Origin of the sequence: Pseudomonas sp. Tri1 (assembly GCF_017968885.1) — a bacterium.
In the GTDB taxonomy this organism is placed as follows: Bacteria; Pseudomonadota; Gammaproteobacteria; order Pseudomonadales; family Pseudomonadaceae; genus Aquipseudomonas.
On the sequence record NZ_CP072913.1, the window covers coordinates 2928437 to 2943653 of the forward strand.

The 15217-nt window shown below is 61.4% G+C and carries 9 protein-coding genes; 4 read left to right on the top strand and 5 right to left on the bottom strand.

Going from position 1 to position 15217, the window contains the following annotated elements; genetic code table 11:
• Nucleotides 1-10: 10 nt before the first annotated feature.
• The 3 genes from J9870_RS13050 to J9870_RS13060 all read left to right on the top strand — a co-directional run bounded on the left by J9870_RS13050 (nucleotide 11) and on the right by J9870_RS13060 (nucleotide 3326).
• A complete protein-coding gene (locus J9870_RS13050; protein WP_210644625.1) occupies nucleotides 11-1078 on the top strand; it encodes a branched-chain amino acid ABC transporter permease in 1068 nt (355 codons plus the stop codon).
• A 71-nt stretch (nucleotides 1079-1149) separates the two neighbouring features.
• Nucleotides 1150-2475, top strand: coding sequence for an ABC transporter substrate-binding protein (locus J9870_RS13055; RefSeq protein WP_210644627.1), 1326 nt, complete (start codon nucleotides 1150-1152; stop codon nucleotides 2473-2475).
• Between the two features lie 56 nt (nucleotides 2476-2531).
• Nucleotides 2532-3326 carry an ABC transporter ATP-binding protein gene (locus J9870_RS13060; protein ID WP_210644629.1) on the top strand — a complete coding sequence of 265 codons (795 nt, stop codon included), beginning with the start codon at nucleotides 2532-2534 and terminating at the stop codon, nucleotides 3324-3326.
• 61 nt (nucleotides 3327-3387) lie between these two features.
• Here the strand turns inward: J9870_RS13060 and J9870_RS13065 are convergent, their stop codons facing one another.
• The 5 genes from J9870_RS13065 to J9870_RS13085 form a co-directional block, all read right to left on the bottom strand.
• Nucleotides 3388-4491, bottom strand: a complete 1104-nt coding sequence (locus tag J9870_RS13065; RefSeq protein ID WP_210644631.1) for a sigma-54 dependent transcriptional regulator — start codon at nucleotides 4489-4491, stop codon at nucleotides 3388-3390.
• 167 nt (nucleotides 4492-4658) lie between these two features.
• On the bottom strand, nucleotides 4659-5690 hold the full coding sequence (locus J9870_RS13070) for an HlyD family secretion protein (protein WP_210644633.1): 1032 nt from the start codon (nucleotides 5688-5690) through the stop codon (nucleotides 4659-4661).
• 5 nt (nucleotides 5691-5695) lie between these two features.
• Nucleotides 5696-7261, bottom strand: coding sequence for an MFS transporter (locus J9870_RS13075; protein ID WP_246883116.1), 1566 nt, complete (start codon nucleotides 7259-7261; stop codon nucleotides 5696-5698).
• Nucleotides 7258-8706: an efflux transporter outer membrane subunit gene (locus J9870_RS13080; protein ID WP_210644635.1), complete on the bottom strand. Its 1449-nt coding sequence runs from the start codon at nucleotides 8704-8706 to the stop codon at nucleotides 7258-7260. The genes J9870_RS13075 and J9870_RS13080 overlap by 4 nt, the downstream gene beginning before the upstream one ends.
• 200 nt (nucleotides 8707-8906) lie before the next feature.
• A complete protein-coding gene (locus tag J9870_RS13085; RefSeq protein WP_210644637.1) occupies nucleotides 8907-9284 on the bottom strand; it encodes a response regulator in 378 nt (125 codons plus the stop codon).
• Between the two features lie 396 nt (nucleotides 9285-9680).
• Between J9870_RS13085 and J9870_RS13090 the strand changes: the two genes are divergently transcribed.
• On the top strand, nucleotides 9681-15170 hold the full coding sequence (locus J9870_RS13090; RefSeq protein ID WP_210644639.1) for a trifunctional serine/threonine-protein kinase/ATP-binding protein/sensor histidine kinase: 5490 nt from the start codon (nucleotides 9681-9683) through the stop codon (nucleotides 15168-15170).
• Nucleotides 15171-15217: the final 47 nt, after the last annotated feature.

A 15217-nucleotide genomic window follows, 5' to 3' on the forward strand; every position in this document is an offset into this window, starting at 1 on the left:
GAGAAACCACATGTTTTATCGAGAAGCAGGTCAGTTCAACACCCGTTACGCCGAGGATCGCCGTGTCTTTGCCTTGCGCCAGGATCGCCACGGACTCGCCGTATTATTGCTGGTTGCGTTCGTCGTGGTGCCCTGGCTGGGGAATGACTATTGGTTCAGCGCGATCCTGATTCCGTTCCTGGTGCTGTCCTTGGCCGGGCTGGGGCTCAACCTGCTGACCGGCTATGCCGGGCAATTGTCCCTCGGCTCCGCAGCGTTCATGGCGGTGGGGGCCTTTGCCACCTACAACCTCGAACTGCGTGTCGCCGGCTTGCCGTTGTTGTTCAGTATCGCCCTGGGCGGGCTGACGGCGGCGCTGGTGGCGGTGCTGTTCGGCCTGCCGAGCCTGCGGATCAAGGGTTTTTACCTACTGGTCTCGACCCTGGCGGCGCAGTTCTTCGTGACCTGGGCGTTGACCCGGTTCAGCTGGTTTTCCAACAACAGCGCCTCGGGCGTGATCACCGCGCCGCGCCTGGACGTGTTCGGGGTGAACCTGGACGCACCGGCCGGCCGCTATCTGCTGACCCTGACGGTCGTGGTGGCGCTGTTCTGGCTGGGCAAGAACCTGGTGCGCAGCGAGCTGGGGCGCAACTGGATGGCGGTGCGTGACATGGACACCGCCGCAGCGGTGATCGGCATCCCACTGGCGAAAACCAAGCTGCTGGCCTTCGCCATCAGTGGCTTTTTCCTCGGGGTGGCCGGTGCCCTGTGGGCCTTCGCCTACCTGGGCACCGTGGAGCCCCATGGCTTCGATCTCAACCGGTCGTTCCAGATCCTGTTCATCATCATTATCGGTGGCCTCGGCAGCCTGTTGGGCAACTTTCTCGGCGCGGCTTTCATCGTGCTGTTCCCGGTGTTGCTCTCCAACCTGGTGGCGCTGCTGCCCGGCGGGCTGGTGGACGCCGGCCAGGTGGAGAACCTGCAGAAGATGATATTCGGCGCCCTGATCATCCTGTTCCTGATCAAGGAACCAGAGGGCCTTGCACGCCTCTGGCAGCGATTTCGCGAGCGCGCACGGCTGTGGCCGCTGCGCTATTGAGCGAACCGCTCAAGGCGATTTTCAGCTCCATTTTGTTGGCTTATCACTGGCTTCATCACAAGGAAAATCCGATGTTCAAACGATCATTCGCCAGCAGCCTGGCGCTGGCCCTGAGCCTCACCGCCGCGGCCTTTACCGTCCAGGCGGACAATGAACAATACTTCCCGCTGCAAAGCTATCGCGTCGGTCCATATGCGGCCGGCGGGACCGGTTTTTTCGGCGGCTTCATCGACTACCTCAAATACGTCAACGCCAATGGCGGGGTGAATGGCGTCAAGCTGACCTGGAGCGAGTGCGAAACCGAGTACGTGGTGGAAAAAGGCGTCGAGTGCTACGAGCGCCTGAAGAAAGGCTTGAACGGCGCCCCAGCGGCGGCGACAAACCCGCTGTCGGTGGGCATCGCCTATGCCACTTTGGAGCGTTCGACGGCCGACAAACTGCCGCTGATCACCATCAACCATGGTCGCACGGATTCCACCGACGGCAGTGTGTTTCCCTACGTTTTCCCGTTGCAGTTGAACCCGTATTCCGAGGTCTCGGCGATCATCAATTACATCGGCCAACGGGCTGGCGGGTTGGACAAACTCAAGGGCCTGAAGATCGTCACGCTGTATCACGGCTCGCCCTATGGCAAGGAAACCAATGAGGTCTTGCAGACCCTGGCCGACAAATACGGCTTTACGCTGACCTTGCTGGAAGTGCCGCATCCAGGCAATGAACAACAGTCGCAATGGCTGAATATCCGTCGGGAAAAACCCGATTGGGTGATCTTGCGTGGCTGGGGCGTGATGAACCCGGTGGCGCTGAAAACCGCGCAGAAAGTCGGTTTTCCGGCCGATCACATCATTGGCAATATCTGGAGCAACTCCGAGGACGACGCGGCGCCGGCCGGTGCTGCGGCCAAGGGCTTCATCGCCATCACCACCCACCCTTCAGGCACCGATTTCCCGGTTCTGCAGGGCATCAAGCAGCAAGTGGTCGATGCCGGTCATGGCGACCTGGCCGATCCCAAGCGGTTCGGCACCGTGTATTACAACCTCGGCGTGGTCAACGGCATCCTCAACGTTGAAGCCGTGCGCATTGCCCAGCAGAAGTTTGGCAAGCAGCCGCTGACCGGTGAGCAGGTGCGTTGGGGGTTCGAGAACCTCAAGCTCGACGACGCCCGACTCAAGGAGCTGGGGGCGCTGGGCCTGGTGCAGCCATTGCAGTTGTCGTGCTCGGACCATGAAGGCGGTGGTGCGGTGCGCTTCCAGCAATGGGACGGGACCCGGTGGAAGCTGATCAGTGACTGGGTACAGGCCGACCGTGCCTTGCTGCGGCCGATCATTGAAGCCTCTTCGCATCAGTACGCCCGGGAAAAAGGCATTACCCCGCGTGATTGCAGCAAGGAATCCTGAGGCATCGCAGCGACCCGGACGCTTGCGTCCGGTCGCTCCCTGAAGAGGCGAAAAGCATGACCACGCAAGTGCCGATCCTGCAGATCGACGACATTGAAGTGCTCTACGAACAAACCATCCTGGCCGTGCGCAGCGTGTCGCTGAAGGTGGTGAAAGGGCAAGTCGTGGTGCTGCTGGGCGCCAACGGCGCAGGCAAAAGCACGACCTTGAAGGCGGCCTCCAACCTGGTGCGCGCCGAACGGGGCGAAGTGGTGCGGGGGCGGATTGTGTATCAGGGAAAGGAGGTGACCCACAGTGCGCCTCACACGCTGGCGGCAAACGGATTGGTGCAGGTGCTGGAGGGCCGGCATTGCTTTGCCCAGTTGACCGTGGAAGAAAACCTCTTGGCCGGCGCCCTTGCGCGCCAGGTTCCGCGGCGCCAGCTCCTGGCCGACCTGGAGTGGGTCTACGCGCATTTTCCGCGCCTGAAATTGCGGCGCAAGAGCCTGGCCGGCTACACCTCGGGCGGCGAACAGCAGATGATCGCGCTCGGGCGTGCGCTGATGGCCAAACCACAACTGGTGCTGCTCGACGAGCCGTCGATGGGCCTGGCGCCGCAGATCGTCGAGGAAATCTTCGAGATCGTCCGCCAACTCAACCAGCGCGATGGCGTGAGCTTTTTGATCGCCGAACAGAACATCAACATCGCCCTGCGTCATGCCCACTATGGCTATGTATTGGAAAGCGGTCGCGTGGCCAGTGAAGGCAGCGCCGAACAACTGGCAGCCCGCGGCGATCTCCAGGATTTTTATCTGGGGACGCGGGCTAGGGGGCAGGAAGCTGCCGGGATTGAAGAGCAGCGCTGCCCATAAACGAGCACACCGCCGAATTGCTTTTGTGGCGAGGTAGCTTGCTCCCTCGCCACGGGGAAATTCAGGTAGACAGGTTGACCACCCGGCCATCCCGTGTGTCCAGTGCCGGGCGCCGTCGATTGACCACCAGCTCGCCAATCCGGATCAGCAGCGTGCGCGTCACATTGCGACTGAGGCCCAACAGACTGGCCGTATGCACTTGATTGCAATTGGCGTAGCGGTAGGTGGCGCGCAGTAGCGCTGCTTCGACCTGCTCATGAAGGTTGCCGTGCTCCTGCTCGAGCAGTTTTTCAAAGGCTTTTTGCAACAACGCCTCTGCGTTTTGTGGGACGCATTCCTGTGGGTTGTCCTGACGTTCGATGCGAAAATTCGACAGGTGCAGGTCCTGTTCGCCAATCACTTTGTTACGGCAAATCAGCAGTGTGTGGTGAATGACGTTTTCCAGCTCGCGGATATTGCCCGGCCAGGAATAGTCGAGCAGTTTGCGCTGCGCCTGGGCGTCCAGCGTCACCTCGCCGTGACCCAGCCGGCGGCTGTACTCGGCGATGAAATGGCGGATCAACGGCAGGATGTCGCCGGGTCGTTCGCGCAAGGGTTTGAGGACCAGGCTGACTACGTTCAGGCGGTAATAGAGATCTTCGCGAAAGTGTCCGGCGTTGATGGCTTTTTCCAACTGCACGTTGGTGGCCGCCAGTACCCGCACATTGATCTTGATGCTCTTGCGCGAGCCCAGGCGGACCACTTCACGTTCCTGTAGTACCCGCAGCAACTTGACCTGGATCGGCAGCGGCAAATCACCGATTTCATCCAGGAACAGCGTGCCACCGTCGGCCTCCTCGAACCAGCCGGCCTTGGCCGTCAATGCGCCGGTGAAGGCGCCTTTTTCATGGCCGAACAGCTCGGCTTCCACCAGTGTTTCGGAAAACGCCCCGCAGTTGACCGCAACGAACGGCTTGTCGCGGCGAGTGCTGAGGTTGTGCACATGGCGGGCCACCAGCTCTTTGCCTGTCCCGGTCTGGCCGATGATCAATACACTGGCATCGCTGGGCGCCACTCGTTGCAGATGCGCCAACAGCGCCTGGGAAGTAGGGTCTTCAAAGACCTGGGCCGTGGCGCGAATCGAGGTGGCCAGGCTGGGCGAGGGAGGAAGCGTGAGGAGCTGCATGACGGTGGCCCGTTAATGAGAGTGCAGTGACTGATGGTGAGTGCCAACGCTCCTTGATGGCATCACCGCGCGGAGCCATTGGGCTTAAGACTTAATCTAAATGATCTAAAAAACAGATCACAAAGAACTTTAAGTTATTTGCTTAGGGCTTCATCTGCATATGCGCACTATCCACCGATACGAATACGCGGCGTGACGGACATGCCCACGCGCAATTTCGCCGCCACCGGCTGGTCGGGGTCGATGCGAATGCGCACGGGCAAGCGCTGGACGATCTTCGTGAAGTTGCCGGTGGCATTGTGCGGCGCCACGGCGGAGTAGCTGACGCCACTGGCCGGCCCCAGGCTTTGTACCGTGCCTTCCAGCACCTCGCCCGGCAAGGCATCCACTTCGATATCGACGACTTGTCCCGTTTCTACGCGCGCCAGTTGCGTCTCGCGGAAATTGGCGGTGATGTAGACGGCGTCCAGCGGAACGATCGCCAGCAAGGGTTTTCCAGCATTGACGAAAGCACCGACGCGTACCGATTTCTGCCCGATCGTGCCACTGATCGGTGCGGTGATGCGGGTATAGGATAGTTTCAGTTCGGCGATGGCTTGCACCGCCTGCGCGTGGGCCTGGGCCGCTTTGGCTTTTTCCAGGTCGGCCTTGAGGATATCCACTTGTTGCCGGGCAGCCTGCAGACCGGCCTGGCTCTTATCCTGGCTGGCCAGTTGAACGCTCAATTGCGCTTCGGCCTGCTGCTGCGCTTGCACGGTTCCCGAGCCGTCGGTGGCCAGATTGCGATAACGCGCGTGATTGGCTTTGGCCAGCTTGACTGCCGCCTCGTCTGCGGCTACCGCTGCTTGGGCCTGGCGTATGGCGGTTTCCTGTTGGATCAGGTGCGCTTGCAGGCTGGCGATGCTGGCCCGGGCGCTGGCGACCTGGGCTTTCGCCGCGTTCACGGCTGCAACGAAATCACGGTCGTCGATGGTTGCCAGCAGGTCGCCTTTCTTCACCGGTTGGTTGTCTTCGATCAAGACCTTCTCGACCGTGCCCGACACCTGCGGCGCTACTGTGGTGAAGTCAGCGTGGACGTAGGCATCGTCCGTAGACTGTATCGCGGCGCTGGATTCAGGACGGTTGAAATACAGAACAGCGCCGATGGCCGCGGCAAGCAGCACGGCACTGATGATCTGGGCTTTCTTCGGTAATGCCATGATGGTCACCCGTGTGAGGAGGAAGGTGATGAGGCTGCCTGCATGACCGGTGCGGGGATGTAGGTCAGACGCAACACCAGAGGAATCAACAGCAACGCCAACAGGCCCAGCACGCGATAGGCATCGGCGATCGACAGCACCAGCGACTGCTGGCCGATAATGCTCATCCATTGCGCTGGCCCAGGCACAGACGCCAGGCTGTTGTCTGCCAGTGCCCCGTGGTCCAGCAACATTTCTCCGTGAAAGCGACCCCGCACGGTCATGAGCTGGCCAACCACCGCAGCACCGGCCAGCGACCCGAAGGCGCGCAACGTGTTGATCGTGCCGGACACATAGGGCCCTTCGGGGGGCTGCACCACGCTGGTGATCAGGAACAACATCGAGACCACCGCCATGGGCTGTCCGAGGGCTTGCAGCGTTTGCGCCATGACGAACTGGTCGCGGTTCCAGTCGCTGGTCAATTGCGCGCCGCAAAGGCATGCCAGGGCAATCAGGAACAGCCCCAGCGCGAATACGACACGCGCATCGACCCACTTCTGGTACAGCAACAGCGCCACAAGAGGTCCCAGGATCAGTTGCGGCAACGCCACGATCAGCCCGATCGGCGCCATCTGGAAGACGCGATAGTTCTGCAGTGGGCCGAGATAGCTGGCCGGTAACAGTGAGCTGGACATCAGCACCACCAGCAGCGCGAAGAACAGAGTGCAGCCCAGCCCCAGGTTGCGGCGTCCGAGGATCTGCAACTTGATGAAAGGCGAGGGGTGGTACCACTCCGTCAACAGGTAGACAGCCAGCAATGCCAGGCCAGCCACCAACGAAGAGCTGATCAACGGCGAATGAAACCAGTCCAGGCGCACGCCTTGATCCAGTGCGACGGTCATCAGGCCGAATGCCGGTACACCGCAGGCCATGCCAAACCAATTGGCTTGCCGAAAGCGTAGGGCCTGGATGGGTTCCTTCGGCAGCCCCCAGGCGATCAAACCGGCGGCGATGAAGGTCAGGGGAATGATCTGCCAGTACACCCAGCGCCAGTCCTGCAAGCCGTCCGTCCAGTGCCCGGCGAGCCAGATGGACAGGTTCGGTGCGAAGGTCGCAGTCATGGCATACAGCGCCAGGCCATACAGCCGTATGGGGGGCGGCAGGAATTTGAGTGCCGCCATCATCAACAACGGGATCGTGGTGCCGCTGGCGATGCCTTGCACAAAACGCAAGGTCAGCAACAGCTCCAGGTCGTGGATGAAGGGCAGGATCAAGGCGAGCAGGGTGCATGTACCGAGCATCCACAACTCGAGGCGACGGACCGAGAGGGTGATGGCAAACCACGCGGAAAAGGGCATGGCAATCAGCTCGCCGGCGCTGTATGCGGTGGTGAGCCAGGAGCCGTCGTCGAAGCCCAGGCCCATTGCGCCTCTCACATCTGCCAGGGCCAATGCGCCGACCCGGATATTCAACCCCGCCATCATGGCCGCGAGAAAAATGCCAACCAGGCCGACCAGCGGCCGTTTCGAGGAGGAAACTGGGGGCGCTGCGCTGGCCGCGACGGCTGTTGGCAACAATGCGATGCCGTTCATTGGGCAGCCTCCGAATTCCAACCGCCACCCAGGGACTTGTAGAGATTGACCACGGTGAGCGTCGCGTTGGTCGCGCTGGCATTGAGGCTGGTTTGGCTGGCAAGCAGGTTGAGTTGGGCCGTCAGTACACTCAGGTAGTCGGCGGCGCCTTGCTGATAACCTCGCTCGGCGGTGTGCAACGCCTGCTTGTTCTGTTCGTAGGAAACCAGCAGTTCATCGTGCTGACGCTGTTGAGCCGACCAGGCGTCCAGGGCATTGTCCACTTCATGCCAGGCTCGCAAGACGGTTTGGCGATACGCGAGCGCTGCCGTTCTTTGCCGTGATTCGTTCAGGGCCAGGCGCTGCATCAAACGTCCGCCCTGGAAGATCGGCAAGTAAACCGTGGGGCCGATGGAGAAGACCCGGGAGTCCCAACTGGCGAGATCGCCACTTTCGAAGGCTTCCACGCCGATTCGTCCTTTCAGGCCGATGCGTGGGTAGAAATCAGCCTTGGCCACACCGATGGCGGCTGTGGCGGCATGCAGCTGGGCCTCGGCGCGCAGGATGTCGGGGCGCCTGTGGGCCAGCTCGGACGGGACGCCCACCGGAACGCCGGTGGGCAGGGAAGGCAGGGGCAGCGCCTTGCCCAGTTGCCCATCGAGGGCGCGGGGCTGTTCCCCCATCAGCAAAGCCAGTGCATTCATCTGGGCGTTGCGACGTTGGTCCAACTCGGGAACCATGGCCTTGATTGTGGCCAACTGCGCCCGAGCGGACGAGGTTTCGAAGCGCGTCGCGACGCCATTACGCTCGCGGCTTTCAGCCAGGCCGAGGGTGCGCTGTGCGACCGTCAGGTTTTGCCGGGTGATGTCCAGTTGCGCCTGGGTTCCGCGCAATTGCAGATAGGTCCGCGCTACTTCGGCGGCCAGGGCCACCCGTGCGGCTTCGCGATCATAAACCGTGGCCTCCAGTGTCGCGGCAGCGCCTTCGCGGGCTCGTTGTGCACGGCCCCACAGATCGATTTCCCAGCTGGCATCGAAGCCCAGTTGCCAGAAATTCTCGGGGCCGGTCGGGGCACCCAGTGCAGCGAACTTGCCATGTTCGCTGAGGGCCTCACGGGTGTAGCTGGCATTGGCCCCTACGCTGGGCAGCAGCTGCGAAGCTGCAATGCCCAATTGCGCCCGGCTTTGTTCGATACGCTCGGCTGCCATCTGCAGGTCCAGGTTGCCCGCCAGTGCGCGCGATTGCAGCCCGGTGAGCACGGCGTCATTGAACAGCGTCCACCATTGGGCTGGCACCGCCGCGGCGGACATCGGGACGCCGCTTGCGTGCTCTTGGCGGGGCGCCAGCTGTACGGTGCCAAGCCCGTTCTCAGGTTTCACGAAGTCGGGACCGACGGTACAACCGGCCAGGAGGATCACGCCGATGAAGTTCAAAATGCGCTGGGGTAACCCAAAGAAAGCCGACATAGCCCGTTCCCCGCAAGGTGGCTGCGTCGCTCGACGAGCGTACGCCAGGGGTCAATGAATCAGCGATTCGCTCGCTGTAAGTGCATGGTATTGAGGGGGGCTTGCAGGCGCACTTCTACATCGGTTCAGTGAAACCATACGTCAGTGGAGGGGGATACATACCAAGGTATGTCGGGCGCGCAGATGGTGGGGCAACGATCTCAGTGGCGTTGGCGCAGGGCAGCTTCGATGCAGTTCAACAGCCGGTCGGTTTCACAGGGTTTGGGCAGGCAGGCAACCAGCCTGGGTGTGTTGGCGCCAAGGTGCGGGTAAGCGGTGATGAATATGGTGGGGATCTGAAACCCCATGGCACCGAGCTGCTCATGCAGCTCCAGGCCGCTCATCCCCGGCATCTGGATGTCGGAAATCAGGCAGTGCGTATCCGCCGGGGCGTTTGCGTCGAGGAAGTCCATGGCGCTGCAATAGGTTCGAACGTGATAACCGCTGGACCGTAGCAGGCTTTTCAGGGCTGTGCGAACGGACTCGTCATCGTCGACAACGGCGATAGTCGTCGTATTGCGCATCGGGGTGTCATGCATATCGGGTCGCTCGCAGCAGCGCCTGTCGTCATTACAAGATACGCGGTCTCATAGGCCGCAAAAGTATACCTAGGTATAGCTCGCTAAGACCAAAGGGTCGGTGTTGGATCCAGCCGTTTGCCCGCGGGCTCAATACAAAAAAACGGTGGCGAGTTAATTCGGCGTTCGCCAATGAAATCACTTGAAGGGCTTTCGTGAGGGGTTAATCTAGACATCGGCAACACGACCCGTTCTGGATCCCGACAGAGCCCCATCATGATCGGGTATCCAGCGCAGCCACGGAAGCCGCCCCATGGCGACGACATTGGCAACTGCGACGTGACACTGGACGCCAGCCCGACGGCAAAGTGCGGCAGATACAAACTACAGATTGCTTCCGTGCCGATGGATAACCACATGCAGATTTTATGGGACGATGGTGAACGTGTCTTCTCTCGGGAACTGCGTTCGGGTGTAGACGGCGATGGCAGTGTATTGGTCGCACGGCCCGCCGCCGAACAACCGCGTCCCGGCTGCCTTGGCCGTCTGGCCCACGAGTTTGGCCTGAAGGACGAGCTGGAGGGAACCTGGTCGGTGCGCCCGCTGGAGATGGTCCGCGAAGGCGCCCAGATGCAGTTGGTGCTGGAGGATCCAGGCGGCACGCCGCTCGTGCAGCTGCTGATTGCGCCCATGGAAACGGCGACTTTTTTGCGTCTGGCCATCAGCATTGCCGTGGCACTGGGCAAGCTCCACCAGCGCGGCCTCGTGCATAAAGACATCAAGCCCAGTCATATCCTGGTGAACTGCCTCGACGGGCAGGCCAGGCTGACCGGGTTCGGTCTTGCCTCGCGGCTGCCACGGGAGCGGCAGGCGCCCGAGACCCTCGCCGGTACGCTCGCTTATATGGCTCCCGAGCAGACCGGCAGGATGAATCGTTCGATTGATTCACGCAGTGACCTCTATTCCTTCGGCGTCACGCTCTACCAGATGTTGACCGGTTCGTTGCCGTTCACGGCATCCGACCCCATCGAGTGGGTGCACTGCCACATCGCCAAAAGGACCTTGCCGCCCTGCGAACGGATCGAAACCATTCCAAAGGTACTTTCTGACATTGTCATGAAGCTGCTCGCCAAGACCGCCGAGGAGCGCTACCAGACGGCCGCGAGTGTCGAGCATGATCTGCGGCGCTGCATTGTGGACTGGCGGCAACAGCAACGCATCGATGCCTTTGCGCTGGGTGAGCACGGCACCTCCGACCGGCTGCTGATCCCCGAGAAACTCTATGGGCGCGAGCGTGAGGTCGAGACCCTGGTCGCTGCGTTCTCTCGGATCGTTAACAGCGGCGCGCCGGAACTGGTGCTGGTCACCGGCTATTCCGGCATAGGCAAATCCTCGGTGGTCAATGAACTGCACAAGGTATTGGTCCCGCCGCGGGGCCTCTTCGCCAGCGGCAAGTTCGATCAGTATCGGCGCGATATCCCTTACTCGACCCTGGTGCAAGCATTCCAGAGCCTGGTGCGCACGCTGCTGGGCAAGAGCGACACAGAGCTGGCGAGCTGGCGTGACGCGTTGCAGGAGGCACTGGACGCCAATGCGCGGCTGATGACCGACCTCATTCCCGAATTGAAGCTCATCATCGGCGAACCGCCACCGGTGCCGGCGCTCGCGCCCCAGCAGGAACAGCACCGCTTTCTGCTGGTGTTCCGCCGGTTTATCGGGGTGTTTGCCCGGGAAGAACATCCGTTGGCGCTGTTTCTCGACGACCTGCAGTGGCTCGACGCGGCAACGCTCGACCTGTTGGAGGATCTGCTGACCAGTTCGGATGTCCAGCACTTGATGCTGGTGGGTGCCTACCGCAGCAACGAGGTGGATGTCACGCACCCTTTGACCGGCAAGCTGCAGGCCATTCGGAACGCGGGGGGCAAGGTCGATGAGATCACGCTGGCGCCGCTCGCCAAAGTGCATATCGAGCAGTTGATCTGCGAGGCGCTCCGTGACGAGTTCAAGCGCATCGAGCCCCTGGCGCAGTTGGTGCTGGATAAAACCGCCGGCAACCCATTCTTCGTGATCCAGTTTCTGCAGGCGTTGGCCGATGAGCAATTGTTGACCTTCGATCATGACGCGCGGCAGTGGTGGTGGGACCCTGACCGCATCCATGCCAAGGGCTACACCGATAACGTCGTGGACCTGATGGTCGGCAAGTTGATCCGCCTGCCGGCCGAGACGCAGCAGGCGTTGCAGCAGCTTGCCTGCCTGGGGAACGTCGCCGGGCTCAAGGCGCTTTCCACCGTCCTGGGCATTCCCAGGACGCAGGTTCGCACGGTGCTGTGGGAGGCGATCCGCCAGGAGCTGGTGGAGCGGCGGGACGGCGCCTATGGTTTTGTTCACGACCGTATTCATGAAGCCGCCTATTCACTGATCCCCAAGGATTCGCGCGCCGAGGCCCACCTGCGAATCGGCCGGCTGCTGGCCGCGCAGACATCCCCGCAGGTGTGGGAGGAGGCGATTTTTGAAATCGTCGGCCAGCTCAATCGCGGCGCCAGCCTGCTCACCGACCCGGCTGAGCGGGAGCAATTGGCGGAATTCAACCTGATGGCGGGCCAACGGGCCAAGGCGTCGACGGCCTATGCTTCGGCGCTGAACTACCTCTCCACTGGGGCACAGTTGTTGGACGACGACTGCTGGGTGCATCGGCATGAACTGATGTTTGCGCTGGCGTTGAACCGGGCCGAATGCGAGTTTCTGACCGGACAGCTCGCTGTCGCGGACGAGCGCTTGACGGCGTTGTCGCATCGCGCCGAGACGGTGATCGAACGCGCCAGCGTCGCCTGCCTGTTAATGGATGTCTATCTGCTCCTGGATCGCAGCGACGGCGCGGTCGCGGTCTGCCTTGCCTACCTGCGACACGTGGGGATCGAGTGGTCGGCCCATCCGAGCGACGATCAAGTGCGCCAGGAGTACGACCGTATCGGGGCGCTGCTGGGGGACCGGGCAATCGAGGAGCTTATCGACTTGCCGTTGATGGAGGACGCGACGTCCCTGGTGACCGTCAACGCCTTGAGCAAGCTGTTCCCGCCAGCCTTGCAGACCGATGCGAACCTGACGTGCCTGTTGATTTGCAAGGCGGTTACCCTGAGCCTCGAGCAGGGTAACTGCGATGCTTCCTGTGTGCTCTACGCCAACGTCTTCAGGGTTGTCGGGCGACGGTTTGGTGATTATCAGGTGGGGTTGCGCTTCGGTCAGCTCGGCTGTGAACTCGTTGATCGGCGGGGCCTGAAGCGATTCGAGGCGAGCACGTATCTTTGCTTCTCGAATTTTGCCGTGCGCTGGATGAAACCGGTGGGGCAATGCCGTGACTTGTTGCGCCGTTCGTTTGTCGCGGCGAACCAGATCGGCGACCTGCCGTATGGTGCCTATGCCGGCAACAGCCTTACTTCCGATTCTCTCTTCGCCGGTGCCCCGTTGTCCGAGGTGCAAGATGAAGCCGAGCGGGGCCTGGCGTATGCCAGAAACGTACGCTTTGGCCTGGTGGTTGATTTTATCGCCACGCAACGGGGGCTGATCCGGATGCTCCGGGGCTTGACGCCAAGCTTTGGCAACCTCGACGACGGCGAGTCCGGCGAGGCGGGCACCGAAGCTCACTTGTCCAGCAACCCGGATCTGGCATTGGCTGAATGCTGGTACTGGATCCGCAAATTGCAGGCCCGCTACATGGTCGACGAGCCTCAGGCGGCGCTGGAAGCCGCCGCACAGGCGCAGCGGCTGCTCTGGACTTCCCACTTGTTTTTCGAAGAAGCCGAGTTTCATTTCTATGCTGCCCTGGCTCGGGCCGCCCACTGCGATAGCATCCCGGTGGACGAGCATGGGCAGCACTTGCCCGCGATCGTTGCCGACCAGCAGTGGCTCCAGACCTGGGCACAGCAGTGTCCGGAAAACTTCGCCAGCCGTGCCGCGCTGGTCGCTGCTGAAATCGCTCGGGTTGAAGGACGCGTGATCGACGCCGAATTGCTTTACGAACAGGCGATCGATACCGCGCAAGAGAGTGGCTTTGTACACATCGAGGCGCTTGCCAACGAACTCGCGTCACGCTTCTACGCGGCGCGGGGCTTTGGGAAAATCGCCCGGGTCTATTTGCAGGATGCCCGTTACGGTTACCAACGTTGGGGCGCCGAGGGCAAGGTGCGGCAACTGGAGAACAAGTATCCATCGCTGAGGGCCGAGGAGCCTGCACTCGGCCCGACGACAACGATGGCAACACCGGTCGAACACCTGGATCTCGCCACGGTACTCAAAGTCTCCCAGGCGGTGTCGGGAGAAATTGTCCTGGAGAAGCTGATCGATATGGTGATGGGCACGGCGATCGAACAGGCCGGCGCCGAACGCGGGCTGTTGATTCTCCCGGACGCTGGTGAGTATCGGGTTGTGGCGCAGGTGACCACCGGCGACAACGCAACGCAATTGCACAATGTCCCGGTGAGCGCGGCCCTGTTACCGGAGTCGATTTTTCACCAGGTCCTGCGCACCCGGGAGAGCGTTTTTCTTGACGATGCCGTGAGTGCGTCGCCGTTTGCCGCAGACCCTTATATCCGTCAACACCGCGCCCGTTCGATCCTCTGCGTGCCGTTGATGAACCAGGCCAAGCTCGTCGGCGTGCTCTATCTGGAAAACAACCTTGCCGCCTGCGTGTTCAGTCCAACCCGGATCGCCGTGTTGAAGCTGGTGGCCTCTCGGGCAGCCATCTCGCTGGAAAATGCCCGTTTGTATCGTGAGGTGGCTGAGCGCGAAGCGAGGATCCGGCGTCTGGTGGACGCCAACATCATTGGGATTATCTTCTGGAATGCCGACGGTGAGATCATCGAGGCCAACGAGGCCTTTCTGCGCATGGTGGGCTACGAGCAAGCAGATCTCGCCTCGGGTCGCCTGCGCTGGAGAGAGCTGACGGCCCCGCAGTTTCTTGAACTCAGCGACCGTTCATTCGCCCAGGCTCTGTTGACCGGGCATGCCCGGCCTTTCGAGAAGGAGTATGTGCGCAAGGACGGCAGTCGCCTGCCGGTCATCGTCGGTTTGGCGATGTTCGAGGCCAGTAGCAGGGAAGGGGTGGCCTTTGTACTGGACCTGACCGAGCGCAGGCAGGCGGAGGAAAAAATCCGTGAAAGCGAGCGACGTTATCGCGAGGTGCAAACCGAACTGGCCCACGCCAACCGCGTCGCGACCATGGGACAGTTGGTGGCGTCGATTGCCCACGAAGTCAACCAGCCGATTGCGGCGGCCATCCTCAACGCCGATGCCGCATTACGCTGGTTGAACGCCCAACCGCCCGAGATCGAAGAGGTCCGGCAGGTCCTGGGCCGTCTCATCTTCGATGCCAATCGAGCGGCGGACGTGCTGGGCCGCATCCGTGGGCATATCCGCAAGGCGCCACCGCAGAAGGGGCTGGTAGACATCAATGCGGCGATTGGCGAAATGATCGACTTCACCCGTGGCCAGATCAGCAAGAGCGGTGCCTCGATACAGACGCAACTGATGGACGACTTGCCCTCCATCGAAGGTGACCGCGTAGAGCTGCAACAGGTGTTGCTCAACCTGATCATGAATGCGCTCGAGGCAATGAGCGGTGTCAGCGAAAGCGAACGGCAATTGCTCATCTGCTCGACACTGGATGTTGCGGGTTGCGTGGTCGTGAGTGTCAGTGACACGGGGCCGGGGTTCACCTCGGACAGTACCGATCTGGTCTTCACTTCGTTCTACACCACTAAACCCGCAGGCCTGGGGTTGGGCTTATCGATCTGTCGCTCGATCATCGAATCCCATGGCGGCTGTTTGATGGCCCGCACCAATCCACCTCGCGGTGCCACTGTTCAATTCACGCTGCCCATCGCCGCATTGAGTTCAACGACACCTGCTTGATTAATACTTAGGTTTAAGACCCGTATATCAACGGGTCACTTAAATCA